Source organism: Phascolarctobacterium succinatutens (assembly GCF_023497905.1).
In the GTDB taxonomy this organism is placed as follows: domain Bacteria; phylum Bacillota; class Negativicutes; order Acidaminococcales; family Acidaminococcaceae; genus Phascolarctobacterium_A; species Phascolarctobacterium_A succinatutens.
The window spans coordinates 1,635,077-1,653,300 of record NZ_CP097284.1 but is presented as its reverse complement, the minus strand read 5'-3'; the positions used below and the strand labels follow the sequence as shown (position 1 = coordinate 1,653,300).

Annotated in this window: 13 protein-coding genes, 2 CRISPR repeat arrays and 1 riboswitch (1 of these 16 cut by a window edge); all 13 genes read left to right on the top strand. The window is 50.0% G+C overall.

Translation table 11 applies throughout. The features are described from left to right. Window positions 1-1,179: direct repeats of the CRISPR family, unit length 31 nt; unit sequence GTCGCTCCCGCGAGGGAGCGTGGATTGAAAT; it reaches 814 nt to the left of the window's first position. Window positions 1,180-1,330: 151 nt separating this feature from the next. The 13 genes from M5E81_RS07815 (at window position 1,331) to ribH (ending at window position 18,114) form a co-directional block, all read left to right on the top strand. Beyond that, on the top strand, window positions 1,331-2,530 hold the full coding sequence (locus tag M5E81_RS07815; protein ID WP_249747217.1) for an IS256 family transposase: 1,200 nt from the start codon (window positions 1,331-1,333) through the stop codon (window positions 2,528-2,530). Between the two features lie 140 nt (window positions 2,531-2,670). After that, a CRISPR array of direct repeats spans window positions 2,671-3,157; the repeat unit is 31 nt; unit sequence GTCGCTCCCGTGAGGGAGCGTGGATTGAAAT. A gap of 78 nt (window positions 3,158-3,235) precedes the next feature. After that, complete coding sequence (gene cas4, locus M5E81_RS07810) at window positions 3,236-3,901, top strand: CRISPR-associated protein Cas4 (RefSeq protein ID WP_249747216.1); 666 nt, start codon at window positions 3,236-3,238, stop codon at window positions 3,899-3,901. Then, window positions 3,898-4,929, top strand: a complete 1,032-nt coding sequence (cas1c, locus tag M5E81_RS07805) for a type I-C CRISPR-associated endonuclease Cas1c (RefSeq protein WP_249747215.1) — start codon at window positions 3,898-3,900, stop codon at window positions 4,927-4,929. Before cas4 ends, cas1c begins: the two co-directional genes overlap by 4 nt. 12 nt (window positions 4,930-4,941) lie before the next feature. Then, window positions 4,942-5,232 (top strand): CRISPR-associated endonuclease Cas2, encoded by a 291-nt coding sequence (cas2, locus tag M5E81_RS07800; RefSeq protein WP_210684751.1) that lies wholly within the window; start codon window positions 4,942-4,944, stop codon window positions 5,230-5,232. A 138-nt stretch (window positions 5,233-5,370) separates the two neighbouring features. Continuing rightward, entirely contained in the window at window positions 5,371-6,183 is an 813-nt protein-coding gene (locus M5E81_RS07795) for a hypothetical protein (protein ID WP_249747214.1), read from the top strand. Between the two features lie 161 nt (window positions 6,184-6,344). Beyond that, on the top strand, window positions 6,345-9,512 hold the full coding sequence (locus tag M5E81_RS07790; protein ID WP_249747213.1) for a PD-(D/E)XK nuclease family protein: 3,168 nt from the start codon (window positions 6,345-6,347) through the stop codon (window positions 9,510-9,512). Continuing rightward, window positions 9,505-12,897: a UvrD-helicase domain-containing protein gene (locus M5E81_RS07785; protein WP_249747212.1), complete on the top strand. Its 3,393-nt coding sequence runs from the start codon at window positions 9,505-9,507 to the stop codon at window positions 12,895-12,897. Before M5E81_RS07790 ends, M5E81_RS07785 begins: the two co-directional genes overlap by 8 nt. 4 nt (window positions 12,898-12,901) lie before the next feature. Continuing rightward, window positions 12,902-13,105: a hypothetical protein gene (locus M5E81_RS07780; protein WP_009145937.1), complete on the top strand. Its 204-nt coding sequence runs from the start codon at window positions 12,902-12,904 to the stop codon at window positions 13,103-13,105. 83 nt (window positions 13,106-13,188) lie between these two features. Continuing rightward, a complete protein-coding gene (locus M5E81_RS07775; RefSeq protein WP_009145936.1) occupies window positions 13,189-14,310 on the top strand; it encodes a M20/M25/M40 family metallo-hydrolase in 1,122 nt (373 codons plus the stop codon). A gap of 70 nt (window positions 14,311-14,380) precedes the next feature. Further along, window positions 14,381-14,497: riboswitch (FMN riboswitch) on the top strand. Window positions 14,498-14,577: 80 nt separating this feature from the next. Beyond that, entirely contained in the window at window positions 14,578-15,702 is a 1,125-nt protein-coding gene (gene ribD / locus M5E81_RS07770; RefSeq protein ID WP_249748098.1) for a bifunctional diaminohydroxyphosphoribosylaminopyrimidine deaminase/5-amino-6-(5-phosphoribosylamino)uracil reductase RibD, read from the top strand. Further along, window positions 15,702-16,352, top strand: coding sequence for a riboflavin synthase (locus M5E81_RS07765; protein ID WP_249747211.1), 651 nt, complete (start codon window positions 15,702-15,704; stop codon window positions 16,350-16,352). Before ribD ends, M5E81_RS07765 begins: the two co-directional genes overlap by 1 nt. Before the next feature lie 21 nt (window positions 16,353-16,373). Further along, the gene (locus M5E81_RS07760; RefSeq protein ID WP_009145145.1) at window positions 16,374-17,603 is read left to right on the top strand and encodes a bifunctional 3,4-dihydroxy-2-butanone-4-phosphate synthase/GTP cyclohydrolase II; all 1,230 of its coding nucleotides are present in this window, start codon (window positions 16,374-16,376) and stop codon (window positions 17,601-17,603) included. A gap of 49 nt (window positions 17,604-17,652) precedes the next feature. Further along, window positions 17,653-18,114, top strand: coding sequence for a 6,7-dimethyl-8-ribityllumazine synthase (gene ribH / locus M5E81_RS07755; protein WP_009145144.1), 462 nt, complete (start codon window positions 17,653-17,655; stop codon window positions 18,112-18,114). The last annotated feature ends 110 nt before the right edge of the window (window positions 18,115-18,224 follow it).

The window sequence follows — 18,224 nt, the reverse complement described above, 5'->3', positions numbered from 1 at the left end:
ATAAGAGAGCGGCGGCAATTATAACGCCAAGAATGGGTCGCTCCCGCGAGGGAGCGTGGATTGAAATCAGACCGTCGACCAATACGAGCAGAAGCAGAAAGTCGCTCCCGCGAGGGAGCGTGGATTGAAATTCTCAAATTAAGATAAGCATCCCCGACATCCATGTCGCTCCCGCGAGGGAGCGTGGATTGAAATAAGCCAACGCTGACAACATTACCAGCATTGTTACAGTCGCTCCCGCGAGGGAGCGTGGATTGAAATTATCACGTGCCTTGTCATCATAATCAAACAAGTTGTCGCTCCCGCGAGGGAGCGTGGATTGAAATGAGGCTGGGTTTGTGACAAACGATGTGTTTTTGGAGTCGCTCCCGCGAGGGAGCGTGGATTGAAATGCCGATTATGTCATTAAGCTGGGCAGGAGAAACGCGTCGCTCCCGCGAGGGAGCGTGGATTGAAATTGGCCATCCAGAAAAGTGACGTTAAGCTCAAGCAGGTCGCTCCCGCGAGGGAGCGTGGATTGAAATTTTAGGGAGTATTTAGCAACATAACGAGCACTCTCGTCGCTCCCGCGAGGGAGCGTGGATTGAAATGAGCCATAATATAAACTCCTTAATTTTATTAAAGTCGCTCCCGCGAGGGAGCGTGGATTGAAATTGATGACGGCTTGCCATGGAATACTCTTGGCCGTGCCGTCGCTCCCGCGAGGGAGCGTGGATTGAAATCTGCATATCCTCATGCATTTTCTACACCTCCTAACTGTCGCTCCCGCGAGGGAGCGTGGATTGAAATCCACACTTTAACATTTTCAGCTTTTGCCCACGCAGTCGCTCCCGCGAGGGAGCGTGGATTGAAATCGTATCTTCGGTGATGCATGGGAGCGCCATTGGGTCGCTCCCGCGAGGGAGCGTGGATTGAAATTGCGGAGTCCTCGTCCCAAATTACAGTGCTCTCACGTCGCTCCCGCGAGGGAGCGTGGATTGAAATAGTTGGCGGCTTACACCAACAATCTGCCCTAAAAGTCGCTCCCGCGAGGGAGCGTGGATTGAAATATATTCGTCCGTCATGATCTGCCCGGCTATCTCCGGTCGCTCCCGCGAGGGAGCGTGGATTGAAATTCCTGCAATGATGTTTGTCGATGTGACCGACACGTCGCTCCCGCGAGGGAGCGTGGATTGAAATTCTACGATACTCAGCAGCTCGGTGGCTGTCAGATAGTCGCTCCCGGATAACGTATAATAAGTTGCGCAAATTCAATTCAAAAAGATAGACATAGAGACTACCTTTGCTTACAATTAAGTTACCACACAAAACATGAAAGAAGGTAGAATCTATGTCTGGTAACATTATACAATTAAACGAGCAATTTATCCACAACGAATTGAAAACTATTGTAAAAAATAGTGTAGAAGAAACTCTCAATGCTCTTTTGGATGCAGAAGCTGACAAACTTGTACAAGCTGAACGCTACGCACGTGAGCAAACAAGAAAAGGTTATCGCGCCGGTCATTACGAAAGATCATTCTCTACTCAAGCTGGTGACGTTACTTTAAAAGTGCCTAAATTAAAAGGTCTTACTTTTGAGTCTGCTATTATTCAGCGCTACCAAAGACGTGAATGCTCCGTAGAAGAAGCCTTGGTAGAAATGTATCTTGCCGGCGTTTCTATGCGTCGTGTTGAAAGTATTACAGAGATTCTCTGGGGACAGAAGGTTTCAGCCGGAACCATTAGCAATCTGAATCAAAAATGCTTTTCTCAAATTGAAGAATGGCGCTCCAGGAAGCTTACAGAAAAGTACCCCTATGTCTTTGTAGACGGTATTTTTCTAAAAAGATGTTGGGGAGGTTCCTTTGAAAACGCCTCTGTATTAGTTGCTATTGGCGTCACAGAAGACGGATACAGAGAAGTTATAGGTACAGCCGAGGGCCTCAAAGAAGATACTGAAAGCTGGAAAAATTTCTTTGTATGGCTGAAAAGCCGTGGCTTAGATGGCGTAAAACTTATAATTGGCGATAAAAATTTAGGCATGGTAGAAAGCATAGGTGAAGTGTTTCCAAATGCCAGATACAAACGCTGCACGGTGCATATGTACCGTAATATATTCTCTGTAGTACCACGTAAAACTGTCAAGGAAGTTGCCAAGATGCTCAAAGCAATTCATGCTCAGGAGAATAAAGCAGCAGCTAAAGAAAAGGCAAAATCAGTAATTTCCAGATTACGTGAGATGAAACTTAACAAGGCTGCAGACAAACTAGAAAATGGTTTAGAGGAAACCTTGACCTATATGGATTTTCCGTCAGAGCATTGGCTACGTATACGTACCAATAACGTTATTGAACGTGTAAACAGAGAAATAAAGCGTCGCACAAGAGTGATTGGCACGTTTCCTGATGGTGAATCAGCATTGATGCTTGTATGTGCAAGATTGCGTTATATAGCCAGCAATGATTGGGGCAAAAAACGTTACTTGAACATGAAACATCTAACAGATATGCTTGCCGAAGAACTGTATTGTGAAGCAAAAATATCTTAAAAACAGCTAACTTAATAAGCAAAGGTATCTAAAGCAGAAGCTAGTTGATATTTAACGGTGAAGTGCACTAACCGTTAAACTTATATAACTAAACTTCTGCTAGGATGTCTGAAGAAATTTGCGCAAAACTATTGACAGTACCCGCTCCCGCGAGGGAGCGTGGATTGAAATATGTGGGGTATGCCTATGGAGATTGAGCAACATCGTCGCTCCCGCGAGGGAGCGTGGATTGAAATACTTATCTGGGTGCTAAAGACGTGGATATCAAAGGTCGCTCCCGTGAGGGAGCGTGGATTGAAATGGCAGTTGCGAGTCGTTAACATCGATAAACCTGCCGTCGCTCCCGTGAGGGAGCGTGGATTGAAATAGAAGCCTTAGGGCAGGAAGGTATCTTTATCCCCGTCGCTCCCGTGAGGGAGCGTGGATTGAAATGGCTTGCTTTGCCCAAAAGTTGGAAGCTCTCAAGTCGCTCCCGTGAGGGAGCGTGGATTGAAATACCGGCACAACAATGGTGCAGACGCTGACCGTCAGTCGCTCCCGTGAGGGAGCGTGGATTGAAATCTCGATAACAACGAGCTTGCCAAAACGCTCGCCAAGTCGCTCCCGTGAGGGAGCGTGGATTGAAATACGGAACACGGTTGGATTTTCGGTTTTGTTAACACAAATGACGTATTCTGATTAGCTAATAGGGAAAGGAGAATTCTTATGGAATATTGTGAAGATGAATTCTTACAATTATCAGGTATTCAGCATTTTTGCTTTTGCCGTCGACAATGGGCGTTGATTCATATAGAAAATCAATGGCAGGAAAATGTAAGAACAATTGAGGGTAACATAATCCATGAACGTTGTCATGATGATGGCTTTATAGAAAAACGCGGTAATCTGTTAATTACACGTTCCTTGAGTATCTTTTCAAGAAGATTAGGCGTTTCCGGACAATGTGATGTTGTCGAATTCAGTAAGACTGAAAACGGATGCACTTTATATGGACGTGAAGGATTGTGGCACCCTTATCCCATAGAGTATAAGCGCGGAAAGAGTAAGCTGATTGATGCTGACAGATTACAATTATGCTGTCAGGCTATGTGTTTGGAAGAAATGCTGCATGTTGATATACCTAAAGGTGCGTTATATTATAATGAAACACATCGTCGAGAAGAGATTGCTTTTACTGCTTCTATGCGTGAAAATGTAGAATCTATGTTGCGCGAAATGCATAACTATTATAGACAGGGCTATACACCGAATGTTAAGCCTAAAAAAGGCTGTAGCTTATGTTCTTTAAAGGATATTTGTTTGCCGGTTATATGCAGGAAGACAGTTGTAGCGGATTATTATGCAAAATTTTTAAATGAGGATGCATTATGAGACATTTACTGAATACTTTATTTGTGACAAGCGAAGATGTTTATTTATCGCTGGACAATGAAAACGTGGTAATAAACAGGAATGGTACTGCAATAAAAAAATTACCGTTGCGTATGTTTGAGCAGATTTTATATTTTGGCTATATGGGAGCGAGTCCGGCGTTATTGGGAAAATGTGCTGAGCATGGGATAGCCGTGTGTTTTTATAAACCAAGCGGAAGATTTCTGGCGCGAGTTATGGGGCATAATAACAGCAATGTATTGTTACGCAAAGAACAGTATCGGATTTCGGATTCAGAGGAGCTTAGCTGTAAAATAGCGCGTAATTTTATTGTTGGCAAACTGTATAATTCTCGTAGCGTTTTGGAGCGTGCCAAACGTGACCATGCTTTAACTGTTGATGTAGCTAATATTGAACAAGCCAGCCATGAAATTATGCGTTTAACAAGGCTTTCCAGAAAATGTACCGATTTAGCTGTACTGAGAGGATTGGAGGGCGATGCTGCCAGCTTGTATTTTGCTCAGTTTAATGAGCTTGTATTGCAAAATAAGGCTTATTTTAGATTTACTAATAGAAATAAAAGGCCTCCGACCGATCCTGTAAATGCTCTATTATCCTTTGCATATACTATTTTGGCTAACGATTGTGCTGCAGCACTTGAAGGAGCCGGCTTGGATCCGTATATTGGTTTCATGCATCGGGATAGACCGGGACGCTTGTCTTTAGCTCTTGATTTGATGGAAGAGTTTCGCAGCATTATAGCAGATAGATTTGTGCTTACGTTGATTAATAATCGTGTGATTAATGAAAAATCATTTAATAATCAGGAAAACGGCAGTGTATTATTAAATGACGATGGACGAAAGACATTTTTTGAAGCTTGGCAAAAACGTAAGCAAGACGTAATTATGCATCCATTTTTGCAAGAAAAAATACCATGGGGATTAGTGCCTTTTGTTCAGGCGCAGCTTTTAGCCAGATATATACGCGGAGATATAGATGAATATCCGAGCTATTTGTGGAAGTGAGGATAAAATGCTATGCTGATATTGGTAACATATGATGTTAATACTCAGGATGCCGCTGGCAGGAGAAGACTTAACAAGATTGCTAAAATGTGTTTGAAGTATGGGCAGCGGGTACAGAATTCGGTGTTTGAATGTTTGGTAGAACCACATGACTATGCTTTTTTACAAAATGAGCTCCTTAAGATTGCTGACCTGACGAAGGATAGCCTGCGTTTTTATAATTTGGGTGCTAAATATAATACGAAAATTGAACATTTTGGAACTAAAACCTCATATGATCCCGAAGGTGTTTTGATGTTTTGAGTATCCCATCTCCCATTTTCCTACCATTTCCCATATAATAGTTGATAATTAATTTCAATCGTGATATGATTATATTGGTTCCGAAGGAACTAATAATTGATTATTCTTACAAAAGAATGAAAAAGAGAGGTTTTTTAAATGACGACTGTTGCTGAAAAGTATTTACAAATTGCTAAGCTGGCAAAGGATCCTGCTAATGCTGAGGTTGTTATTGATGGTATTCTGACATTTTTCGGATTGGATTATTTTGACTTGGACCTGGGTGTTGAGTACCTGTATACTACCAAGGTGATTGACCATAAATTCAGAAGCGTGCTGCACAAGGCTGAAGACATGGACGCTATCATGGCATGGTTCAAAGAAAAAACCGGCGTTACCGATGAGGAAATCGTTGCTGCCGAAGCTAAAGAAAAAGAATATGTTGCAGGCTGCCTGATGCTTGCTAAACAATATCTGGGTATGGGCCACTGCATCAGCGGTAAAACCTATCTGGAGCTGGCTGCCGCTAAAGGCTCCGAGGAAGCAATCGCACAGCTGAAGGACATGGAATATGCACAAGATATGTATGACCTGGGCGAGCATTATCTGGCAATGGGCCATTGCATCTGCTCCAAGACCTACTTTGAGCTGGCTGCTGCCAAAGGCTGCCCGAAGGCTGCTGCTAAGCTGAAAGACATGGAATATGCAGAAGATATGTACAAGCTGGGCGAGCATTATCTGGGCATGGGCCACTGCATCTGCGGCAAAACCTACTTCGAACTGGCTGCTGCCAAAGGTTGCCCGAAGGCTGCCGCGAAGCTGAAGGACATGGAATATGCAGAAGATATGTACAAGCTGGGCGAGCAATATCTGGCTATGGGCCACAAAATCTGCTCCAAGACCTACTTCGAACTGGCTGCCGCAAAAGGCTGCCCGAAAGCTGCTGCAAAGTTAGCTGAATACGAAGCATAATATTGTATTTTCAGGAGGCTGTCACGTCAAGTGGCAGCCTTTTTCCTTTCCCTAAAAATCCGTTCCTCAAATAGACAATCTTTGACAGTCGCTTATGGTATAATAAGCATTATAAAGATTTGAGCAATATTACGCTAAAGGATAAACAGAAGGAGATTGTTATGGCAAAGTTGATTTATGTACCTCTCGGCTGCAGCCTGCGCTCGCAGCTGGCAGAGAAGCTTTCGCAACAGCCGTTGGGCGAAGGCGTGCTGGTGCTACCGAACCGCCTGCTGACGGACGATGTGCACCGCAATTATGCTAATGTGGAAACAATGGGCATGGATACTCTGGCAAGCAAGCTGATGAACCTTAACGGTGGCAGCGATTACAAGGAATTGAGCCGTCGCAGTCAGGAGCTGATTGTGCAGGACATCATCGACTATATGATGGAAAACAAGCAGCTTACCGGTATGACCACGCACAAGCAGCTGGAATATTTCGGCTCGCTGGCGCATAAAACAGGCTTTGTGAAGGCCATGACCTCGCTCGTAAGCCAGCTTTCACGCTGCGGTGCCACTAAGGAGGATATCTACGGCCAAATCCAAAAATCCTTTGAGGAGGATGAGCTGAAGGGCAAGGATTTGGGCGTCTGCAATTTTTATCTGCTTTATCGTCAATATCTGGAAAACAATAACTGGTATGACCTGGAGGGCAAGTATCGTCTGGCTATGGAAATGCTGCAGAAGCAGGATTGCAAAATCCCCTGGAAGCATATCTATATCTGCGATTTCTTCAGCCTTGACCAGGTGCAGATAAACTTTCTGCAGGCCTTGGCGAAGCATGTGGATGATCTGGTAATCAGCATGAGCTACGAAGGACGCAGAGTAAGCTCCGACGAAAAAGCCAAGTATGAATCAATTACCAAGTTTATGCGCGCGAGCACGAACACCGTCAACGCGCTGAAAATTCTTGGTGCGACGGTTGCAAGCCTTGCGGCAGAGGAATTGGGACAAGCTCCGGCAGGCGTTGCTATGCGGCAGCTGCGTCACTTGGGGCATGCGACCGCACCGGTGCCTGCGGAGGGTGTGGAAAGCTACTGCTTTGCCTCCGATGAGCAGGAGATGCGCTGGGTGCTGAAGCGTATCAAGCAGCAGCTGGCGCATGAAAAGTGTGCTGCCAATCGCATTGTTGTTGCCGTGCGCGACTTTTCTTTATACAGCGGCTTGCGCCAGCTGGCGGATGAATACGGTGTGCCGGTGAGCCTGCCGCAGACAACTGCGCTGGCAGCTCAGCCGTTGGCTGTTATGCTGCGCCTGCTGCTTACTGCCGCAGGCAGAGGACGTGAGGCGGCAGCGGCCTATCTGGAGCTGCTGAGCTGTGAGCTTTTGCGTCTGTTCTTTGATGTGGATGTGGAAACGGCGAGCAGCCTGCGCACGCAAACGTATTTCAAAACACGTCAGGAGGCTATGCAGAAGGCACACGAGCTGCTGGGTGATGCAACGGAGCTGTGGCAGCAGCTGGATGCTTTTATAGAAACCACTAAGGCGGAGGCTGCCATCAGCGAATATGCCGAGCAGCTGACGCAGCTTGTGCAATCGCTGCCATTGGAAGAGCGTCTGGGCAGCCTGCATAAGCAGGGCGTGCCGCTTGATTTTATGCTGGCCTGCCTGCGCAGCAAGGATGCTGTGCTGAAGGCTGTGCAGCAGCTTGTGCGTGATTACGAGGTTGCGAAAAACAGTGATTACAAGCTGACGCTTAGCCAATGGAACAGCCTGCTGCAGGAGGCCTTGGGGCAGGTGCAGCTTACTCTGCGCTTCGGCCGCAGGGACGGCGTACTCTTTACGGAGGTTGGCAACGTACAGGGCCTGAGCTTCGACAGCGTGTATATTATGGGCCTGCGCGAGGGCGAGTTTCCGCAGGCTAAAAACGAAAACTGGATTTATAACGATACGGAGCGCAAGCAGCTGGCGGACGCAGGCTACGATTTGCCCACGGTTGGCTCCTCCTTTGATGAGGATGCTTATTTCTTTGCTCAGGCTGTGTGTGCGGCGCAAAAGGAGCTCATCCTCACTTGGCATGAGGATGTAGGCGAAAGCCTGGCCAGCAGCTATCTGGAGGAAATCTGGAAGCTGTTTTTGCAGCCGGGAAGTGAGGACAAGCGTCTGGACAAGGACTATGTGAAGGCGCAGACGCTGCCTGATTTCGGCGTTGCTTCGGCGGAGGAGGCGTACAGCGACAAGCGCTTTGCTGCTGCGGATTTGCCGAAAATAGCAGAGCTCAGCGGGCAAAAGGCTCCCTCTGCGGAGCAGCAGCTGGCAGCCAAAGCGGATATTCTGCGTAAGGCACAGCAGCCGGAATATAATGGCGACTTGCAAAATTCCCTGCCGACGAAGCTGCTGCGTAAGCAAATCGGCAGCCGCTTCAGTGCGAGCAGGCTGGAGGCTTATGCTGCCTGCCCCTTCCGCTTTTTGGCGGAGAAGGTGTGGCTGGCGCAGGCGGCGGAGGAAGCGGATGATTTGCTGCAGCCGCGTGATGCCGGTGATATCCTGCACCAGACGCTGAAAAGCTTTGTCGAGCCTTATCTTGGCAGCAAAATTATCGGCGAAACTATGGCAGACCTGACGGAGGAGCTGGAGGCAGTCTTTGAGGATGTCTGCACCGCTGCGCGCAATGACGGCGGCAGTACCGTTGCTTCCGTAAACGAGGATATCTGGCAGGTAGAAAAGCAGCGCCTCTGGCGTATGCTGGTGCGCTGGCTGCGCTTTGAATATGCCGACCAGCAGCGTTGGGGCGGCTTTAGGCCGCAGGCTGTGGAATGGAATTTCAGCTCTAAAAACGGCAAGCCCTTGTACCTGACGCTCAGTGACGGCAGTGATGTATCGCTCATCGGCAGAGTTGACAGAATCGACAGCGACGGCGAGCATGCTTTTATCACGGACTATAAAAGTGGCACGCCTCCCACAGGCAGTGCTATGGAGCTGGGGCTCGACCTGCAGCTGCCGGTGTATCTGCTGGCGGTGGCGGCGCTTTCCAAGGAGCAGCTTGCAGTCAGCGGCGGCTGCTATTATTCGCTGAAGGAGGGCAAGCGCAAAAGTGCCTTTTTGCTGGAAAGCGTGGGCAACAGCGACTTGCCGTATAAAAAGCCGAAGAACGCCGCAGAGCTGACCTGGGATAGCTTTAAGCAGGAAAAAGAGCAGTTGCTGAAGGATTATATAGAAAGAATTTATGCAGGCGATTTTGCATTGGCAGGCTGCAGACGCTGCGATGTATATTGCCCGTTACACGATATTTGCCGTGTGCAGCTGGTGAATGGCGACGGCGGACAGGGAGGCGAGAGCGATGAGTAAGAACCCTACACCGGAGCAGGCTTTGGCGATAAATACGATTAAAAGCAATGTTTCGCTGCTCGCCGGTGCCGGAAGCGGTAAAACCTATGTACTGATGAAGCGCTTTGTGCAAATTCTGCGCTCGGATTTGAGCGTTAATCCCACGAATATTGTGGCGATAACCTTTACGCGCAAGGCTGCCGACGAAATCAAGGGGCGTGTGCGTCAGGCTGTCGGCGAATGTGTGGAGCAGGCGCAGACTGATTTGGAAAGACTGCGCTGGCAGGAGCATCTGCAGAAGGTGGAGAGCGCGCCGATAAGCACGATTCACAGCCTGTGCAGCCGTATTTTGAGAGATAACCCGGTAGAAACGCAGCTTGATCCGGAATTTACGATTTTAGAGGATTTTGAAGCGCAGGACTTTTTTAAAGAAACGCTGCAGCAGTTTTTACGCAAAAATATCAAGGAAAACGCTGCCCTGCGCAGGCTGGTGCAGACCTACGGCGTTAACAGCTTTGTTAATCAGGTTACGGCGCTGGGGGACAAGCTCTCGGAGCTGGTGCGTGAAGATAATCTGGCAGAGCCTTATCTTAAGGCGAAGGAAGAACTGCCGGCTCTGCAGCAGAAGCTGTTTGCTGCTGTGCGCGAGGTAATCGAAGCGCGCGAGGCTTTGGGGGCAAAGACCAAGGGACGCCAGACGTTGACGGAGGCCGCAGGACTGCTGGACGAAATGCAAAAGCAGCTGCTGGCGCCGGAGCCGGAGTGCTCCCTGCTGGATGCGTCGGGCGTTGTTAAGGTTAGTGGCAAGGCGTTGGCAGCGGAGCTGACTAATTTAAAAAATCTGCGTCAGGAGCTGAACCATGTACTTTTGAACGCCAAGGGCTGCGATTTGGTGCAGGATTGGCTTGCCGTGCTGCAGGAGTTTTATGCCTGCCTGAGCGCACGCAAGCAGGAAAATAATATCCTGTTTAATGATGATCTGGATTTGCTGGCCATCGAGCATTTGCAGAAGAATGAGGCGCTGCGGCAAAAGTATCAGGAGCGCTATAAATATATTATGGTAGACGAGTTCCAGGACACCAACGAACGCCAACGTCAGCTGATTTATCTGCTCTGCGGTAACAAGCTGGACGGCAAGAATAATCTTTTTATCGTCGGTGATGTGAAGCAGTCTATTTATCGTTTCCGTCATGCCGATGTCAGCGTTTTTAATAAGGTAAAAGAGGATATCGCGCAAAATGCGGGACAGAACCTGGGCATGAAAACCAACTTCCGCAGCACGCAGAGCATTGTCGAAAGCTGTAATACCGCCTTTTGTCAGCTGATGGATTTGCCGAAGGAGGAAATCTGTCTGGAGCATCACGAGGGTGCTAACACCGGCGGCGCTAAGGTTTGCCTGCTGCAGGTGCCGTATAAATCCAAGGATGATGACCTGGGCGCTAAAGAGGATAAATGGCAGAAGGAGGCAGAGGCAATCGCCGCCTATCTGCAGCAGGAGCTGCCCAAGGTTGAGCCGCAGCTCAGGCCGGGGGCAAGCAAGGCTATTTTGCTGCGCGCAATGACGCATTGCGAAATTTTGCGGCAGACGCTGCAGGGCTACGGCATAAATTGCGTAGTAGTTAAGGGCAAGGGCTTTTATGAGCAGCAGGAGGTTCTGGATATTCTGAATCTGCTGGCTGTGCTGCACAACCGTTACGAAAGCCTGGAGCTGGCAGGCGCTTTGCGCTCCAACTATTTCGGTTTGGATGATGCAACGCTGACGCAGCTTTTCTGGCAGACCGAAAATGATAAACCGTTATGGGATGTACTGCAGGCTGTCGGCAGCGGTGAGCTGCAGCTGAACCTGCAGCCGGAGCAGCAGGCGCTGGCTATGCAGGCTGCCGAACGCTTACGCAGCCTACGTCAGGCAGCAGCACTGATGGCATTGCCGGAGCTGTTCGCACAGCTTTGGGACGAGCTGAAGCCGGAATTCGTTCTGTCGCAGCAGGAAAACGGCCCGAGCAAGCTGGCCAATGTCAAAAAGCTGCGCCGCCTGGCACAGCAGTATTGCCAAACGAAGCAGGCTTCGCTGGCGGAATGGCTGCAAAACGTTAAGGATTTGCGCGCAAGCAGCAGCAAGGAGCCTGCCGCTACCGTACAGGCCGATGATGCACTGCAGATTATGACGATACATAATTCCAAAGGCTTGGAATTCGATCTTGTTATTTTACCGCATTTAGATAAATCAGTGAAGGGCGATACCGCATCCATTAAATATTTTTCGGGGAAGGAAGGCGAGCAGGGACTTTTGGGCATTAAGGTGCCCGATAAGGAAATGCAGCTGCAAAACAGCGGCGTGTACGAGCTGGCGAAGGCGCGCGATAGTGAGCTGGAAGAAGAAGAAAGCAGACGTCTGCTTTATGTTGCTATGACGCGTGCCAAAAAGCAGCTTTTAATGGTCGGTACGGTGGCGGAAGAAAAGCTGCCGGAGGCTGTTATCGCTCTGCCTGCCGCCAAGGGCTGGTGGCAGCAGCTGCAGGCAGTATACGAGGTGGATTGGGACAAGCAGGAAAGCAGCTGTCCTTGGGTACGCCTTTTGTGTGCCGATGCTTTAAGCCCGGCTGTTGTGCAGCAGGGCGTGCAGCAGCAGCTGGCGCTGGAGCCGTTGTCCTTGGCACCGCTGCCTGCCTACGCAGCCTGCGGCCGTACCTGCTTTACCGCAAGTGCACTGCAGACGTATCTGCATTGTCAGCGTCAATATTACTACCAGCAGGTTTTGGCAGTGCCTGAGCTGGAGCAGACAGTTGCCGGAGAGCAGGCGCACGAGCTGCCTGCTAGTGTAACCGGCAGTATTGTGCATAAAGCGCTGGAGCTGTATAATGGCTATAATGCGGAGGCTGTTTTTGCCATTGCACTGGATGAATTTGCTCCCGGCGCTGCGGCAACACAGGCCAAGAGTATGTTTGATGCTTATATCAGCAGCGATTTGTATAAATTATTGCCCAAAAAGCAGAAGCGTGAATTAGAATTTGTACAGCCTCTGCAGCAGGAGCTGGCGGCTGAGGGCGTAATTGATTTGCTGGCCTTTGACGAAGATGATAATATGATAATAGTGGACTATAAAACAGGTACGCCGCCGGAGCCTGACGAGGTGAAGCTGGGTTATGCTTATCAGCTGGCGCTGTATAAGGATGCTGCGGAAAAGCTGTACCCCGGCAAAAGAGTTGTGTGCGCCGAGCTGCACTTTCTGCAGAATATGAGCGTTTGGCAGCTGCCGTTGGATAAATCGTACCTGCAGGAGGCAATAGAGCTGTGCGAGGAAATCAGCGGTAAGGGCGAGGAGGACGATTTCGCCTGCAGCTGTAACGAAAGCTGTGCTTACTGTCACTATGCATATCTATGTCCGCAAAAAATAAAGAATAGGTGATATAATGGAGATTTTTGCTAAATTGGAAAGCTGGGATTATCTGGCGGCGGCTATGCTGCTGTTTTCCGCCTGGCTGCTGCTGGGCGGCATCGGCCGTCTGCAGAAAAGCGACCCGGAGCGCGTTGATGCGAAAAAGCTGCGAATCCGTGCCTGCGGTGGTTTGGTTGCGGGCGCTTTGTATCTGGCCTGCCGCTATCTGCAGCTGTAATATTGCCGGCAGTTAAACTTGCGCGCGGCTTTCATTAAGGTATATAATATGCTTATATCTTAAACTTTTACGAGGTGACCATAATGATAAACAAAACAAGATTGATTGATGAATTTATAGAGCTGGTAAGCGTTCCCTGCCCCAGTAAGGATGAAAAGCAGGAAGCAGAGCTGATTATGGCGAAGCTGCGCGAGCTTGGCCTGGAGCCTGAGATGGATAAGGCGCACGAGAAAACCGGCGGTACCTGCGGTAATGTGTGGGCCTATGTGAAGGGCACCGTGCCGAATGCTCCGAAGCTGCTGTTCGAAGCGCACATGGATTCCGTAGCACCGACAACCGGCACCAAGGTTGTCCGCAAGGACGGCGTGCTGTACAGCGACGGTACCACGACCTTGGGCGGTGACGACAAGGTTGGCGTTGCTGCCATGCTGGAGGCGGTGCGCGCACTGAAGGAGGATGGCGTAGCTCACGGCGACGTGCAGCTGTGCTTTACTGTAAGTGAGGAAATCGGCTGCCTTGGTGTAGTAAACATGGACCAGAGCTGGATTAAGGCTGATTACGGTTATTGCATGGATATCGGCGGCGCACCGGGCGAAATTACCTATGCTGCACCGAAGCTGTACGATATTTACGTAACCGTCAAGGGCAAGGCTGCCCATGCAGGCATTGCTCCGGAAGAAGGCGTCAATGCGATTATGCTGGCGGCGGATGCTTTGTCCAAGCTGCCTGCTTACGGTCGTCTGGACAGCGAAACTACCTTTAACATCGGCATGTTCAACGCAGGCGTTGGCACTAATATCGTTTGCCCGGAGGCTAAATTCGTCATTGATATGCGCTCTCTGAACGTACCGCGTCTGGAGGCGCTGAAGGATTCCACCATCGCTCTGATTAAAGAGGCTGTTGAGGCCGGTGGCGGTCAGGTTGAATTCGAAGTAGTGGAAGGCTGTCCTGCTGTGGAGCTGAACAAGGACCACGAATGCATTAAGCTGGCAGCACGCGCTGCGGAAACACTGGGCTTCCCGGTAGAGCTGAAAACCACCGGCGGCTGCAGTGACGGCAATTATCTTTGCGGCTACGGCCTGCCCTGCGGTCTGTTGGCAACCGGCATGAGCAATGTGCATACTACCGCGGAATATCTGAAGGAAGAGGATTTGTACAACACTGCACGCTGGACCTACGAAATTATTAAAGAGGCAGCGAAGTAAATCATAGTGTTCACGTATAGTTTTCTTGACTGGAAGAAAATTTGACGCTATAATAAAAATAACTTCATAATGTAACCTTTGGGGCAGGGTGCAATTCCCGATCGGCGGTAAAGTCCGCTAGCGCAGCAGCGCATGAACCGGTGCGATTCCGGTACCGACAGTATAGTCTGGATGATAAAAGGTGGCAAAACAGTTTTTTACCGCATATGGGCTCCTTAGGTCTTTATGCGGTTTTTTATATTACTGGAAGGTGATATTTTGGCAAGAATGACAGATGAAGCATATATGCAGCGGGCCCTGGAGCTGGCGCTGCAGGCAGAGGGCAATACCAGTCCCAATCCGATGGTTGGCTGCGTGATTGTGGATGCCGAAGGCAATATTGTGGGTGAGGGCTATCACCATAAGGCCGGCGAACCGCATGCCGAGGTCAATGCCTTGGCGGAGGCTAAGCAGATGGCTCAGGGTGCAACGGCCTATGTAACGTTGGAGCCCTGCGCACATTACGGACGCACCGGTCCCTGCTGCGTAGCCTTGGCGCGCGCGGGCATCGGCAAGGTTGTGGTTGCCTGCCTTGATCCTAACCCCAAGGTTGCAGGTCAGGGTTTGGAATATCTGCGCCTGCAGGGTATCGAGGTTGTTACCGGCGTGTGCGAAAAGGAGGCTAAGCGCCTAAATGAGCGCTTCTTTACCTGGATTACGAAGCAGCGTCCGTTTATTACTTTAAAATACGCTATGACATTGGATGGCAAAATCGCTACTGCTACCGGCGACAGCAAATGGATTACCGGCGAGGAGGCACGCACCTTCGCGCATCGTCTGCGTAAGCAGCATGACGCTGTGCTTGTCGGCATCGGCACAGTGCTGGAGGATGACCCGGAGCTGACCACCCGTCTGGTGCGCGGCAAAAATCCGGTGCGCGTGGTGCTCGACAGCAGCCTGAAGATTTCGCTGATGGCAGCAGTTTTGAATCCGCTGGCGGACACGATTATTTTTACCGGCTTGGATTCCGATATCGTTAAGGCGGAAGCGCTGGCTGCTCTGCCTAACGTAGAGGTGGTACGTCTGCCGCTGGCTGACGGCGTGCTGCCTGTGGCGCAGGTGGTGCAGGCCTTGGCTGAGCGCGGTATTGCCAGCCTTTTGGTAGAAGGAGGCAGTGCAATTCACGGTGCCTTCTTTGATGCAGGCCTTGCTGACAGAGTGTGCGCCTTTGTAGCGCCCAAGCTGATCGGCGGCGCTGCCGCTCTGCCGCCGGTAGGCGGTGCAGGCAGCAGCCTAGTAGAAACAGGTTGGCAGCTGACAGAGGTCGAGATGGAAAAATTGGGCAGTGATGTACTGATAACAGGTCTGGTGCCGGAGCTGGATAAGCAGGAACTGCCGAAGGAGGCGGAATAATGTTTACAGGATTGGTAGCCGAACTGGGCACGGTGCAGAAGCTGGCGCAGCAGGGTGAATCCTATCACCTGACAGTTGCTGCGGTGAAGGTACTGCAGAATTTGAAAATCGGTGATAGCGTTGCCGTCAACGGCGCCTGCCTTACGGTAGTAAGCATGGATGACACCGCCTTTACCGCCGACGTGATGCCGGAAACCGTGCGCCTGACCAATATCGGCAGCCTGCATGCCGGCGACAGAGTAAATCTGGAGCGCACGCTGCGCCTGTGCGACGGTCTTGACGGTCATATCGTCAGCGGACACGTGGAAGGACTGGGTGTAATTGCCGGCCGCAGACCGGAGGGCATTGCGATGGTGGTGACTATCAACACCCCGCCGGAGCTTTTGAAATATATCATCAAAAAGGGCAGTATTGCGATTGATGGTATCAGCCTGACGGTGACGCAGGTTACGGAAAGCAGCTTTTCCGTATCGCTGATTCCGCATACCGCCAAGGAAACAACGCTTGGCTTTAAGGATGTGGGCGACAGCGTAAATCTGGAAACGGATATTATCGGCAAATATGTAGAGCAAATGTTAAAATTTAACCCTAAGCAGACTCAGAAGCCTGCTTTAAATAAAAATATGCTGCTGGAGAATGGGTTTATCTGAGCAGCAACAAAGAGGTAGAAAATGGAAAAGTTTAAGTATAATACAATTGATGAAGCCATCGCTGCGATTAAAGCAGGTCAGATGGTATTGGTAACCGATGACGAGGACCGCGAAAACGAAGGCGACCTGATTATGGCAGCCGAGCTGTGCACTCCCGAGGCTATTAACTTTATGGCTAAGGAAGCACGCGGACTTATCTGCATGCCGGCAGACAGCGAGGTTATGGACAAGCTGCAGTTCGGCGCTATGGTAACGCATAACACCGACAATCACGAAACAGCCTTCTCTGTTTCTATTGACCATGTTGACACCACCACCGGTATTTCCGCTTATGAGCGCGCATATACCATGAAAAAATGCGCTGAGCCGGGCGCACAGCCGAGCGACTTCCGCCGTCCGGGTCACGTTTTCCCGCTGCGCGCACGCAAGGGCGGTGTACTGGTGCGTACCGGTCACACCGAAACTACTGTTGATTTGTGCAAGCTGGCAGGCCTGCAGCCCGTGGGCATCTGCTGCGAGATTATGAACGATGACGGCCATATGGCGCGCACTCCGGATTTAATCGAGTTCGCTAAAAAGCATAAGCTCGTTTTCATCACTGTTGCCGAGCTTGTTGCCTATCGCAAGGCACACGAAAAAATGGTGCATCGTGCCGCTGAGGCTGCGTTGCCGACTAAATACGGCAATTTCCGCATCATTGCATATGAAAACGATTTGGACAACCTTTGTCATGTTGCTATTGTCAAGGGCGATGTTGCCGGTAAAAAGGATGTGCTCGTGCGCGTACACAGCGAGTGCCTGACCGGTGATGCCTTCGGCAGCCTGCGCTGCGACTGCGGCGATCAGCTGGCAACCGCTCTGAAGATGATTGAAAAGGAAGGCTGCGGCGCTGTTGTTTACATGCGTCAGGAGGGCCGTGGTATTGGTTTGGCTAATAAAATCCGTGCTTACGCACTGCAGGATCAGGGCCTTGATACCGTTGAGGCGAACGTTCGCCTGGGCTTTGCTCCCGACCTGCGTGATTACGGCATGGGTGCACAAATTCTGGTTGACCTCGGACTCACCAGCATCCGCCTGATTACCAACAACCCCGCAAAACGCATCGGTCTCTCCGGTTATGGCATCACCATCACCGACCGCGTGCCCATCATCATGGAGCCTAACGAATACAACGAGCACTATCTCGACGTTAAAGAAGAGAAAATGGGACACAAGCTGCACGAAGGCTGTGGCTGCAACTGTGGAAAGTAAAAAAAGTATAAATTAACGTAAAACATAAAACCATTAGGAGGAACAAAACATGAAAACCTTAGAAGGAAAACTCACCGCCAAAAACATGAAAATCGCCATCGTCGTAGCCCGCTTCAACGAATTCATCACCAGCAAACTCCTCAGCGGCTGCATCGACTGCCTGATCCGCCACGAAGCAGCTGACGAAGATCTCACCGTAGCCTGGGTACCGGGCGCCTTCGAAATCCCCATGGCAGCAAAAAAACTCGCAGAAAGCGGCAAATATGACGCAGTAATCTGCTTAGGTGCCGTAATCCGCGGCGCAACCCCGCACTTTGACTATGTATGCGCCGAAGCCTCCAAAGGCATCGCTCAGGTAAGCATGCAAACCGGCGTACCCGTAGCCTTCGGCGTACTCACCACCGAAAACATTCAGCAGGCTGTAGAACGTGCAGGCACCAAGGCCGGCAACAAGGGCGTAGACTGCGCAATGACCGCAATGGAAATGGTAAATCTCTTCAAAGAAATGTAACATTTTCACCGCTTGCCTTTTTGACTATTATGATTTATAATTGACATTGTGGAAGAGCTGATAACAGGCTGTTCCCCATGCATGAAATTTGCAAGCCCGCTAGCAGTAGT

Coding starts and splice junctions, on each gene's coding strand:
- M5E81_RS07815 (WP_249747217.1), top strand. CDS start 1,331: ATGTCTGGTAACATTATACAATTAAACGAGCAATTTATCCACAACGAA.
- cas4 (WP_249747216.1), top strand. CDS start 3,236: ATGGAATATTGTGAAGATGAATTCTTACAATTATCAGGTATTCAGCAT.
- cas1c (WP_249747215.1), top strand. CDS start 3,898: ATGAGACATTTACTGAATACTTTATTTGTGACAAGCGAAGATGTTTAT.
- cas2 (WP_210684751.1), top strand. CDS start 4,942: ATGCTGATATTGGTAACATATGATGTTAATACTCAGGATGCCGCTGGC.
- M5E81_RS07795 (WP_249747214.1), top strand. CDS start 5,371: ATGACGACTGTTGCTGAAAAGTATTTACAAATTGCTAAGCTGGCAAAG.
- M5E81_RS07790 (WP_249747213.1), top strand. CDS start 6,345: ATGGCAAAGTTGATTTATGTACCTCTCGGCTGCAGCCTGCGCTCGCAG.
- M5E81_RS07785 (WP_249747212.1), top strand. CDS start 9,505: ATGAGTAAGAACCCTACACCGGAGCAGGCTTTGGCGATAAATACGATT.
- M5E81_RS07780 (WP_009145937.1), top strand. CDS start 12,902: ATGGAGATTTTTGCTAAATTGGAAAGCTGGGATTATCTGGCGGCGGCT.
- M5E81_RS07775 (WP_009145936.1), top strand. CDS start 13,189: ATGATAAACAAAACAAGATTGATTGATGAATTTATAGAGCTGGTAAGC.
- ribD (WP_249748098.1), top strand. CDS start 14,578: ATGACAGATGAAGCATATATGCAGCGGGCCCTGGAGCTGGCGCTGCAG.
- M5E81_RS07765 (WP_249747211.1), top strand. CDS start 15,702: ATGTTTACAGGATTGGTAGCCGAACTGGGCACGGTGCAGAAGCTGGCG.
- M5E81_RS07760 (WP_009145145.1), top strand. CDS start 16,374: ATGGAAAAGTTTAAGTATAATACAATTGATGAAGCCATCGCTGCGATT.
- ribH (WP_009145144.1), top strand. CDS start 17,653: ATGAAAACCTTAGAAGGAAAACTCACCGCCAAAAACATGAAAATCGCC.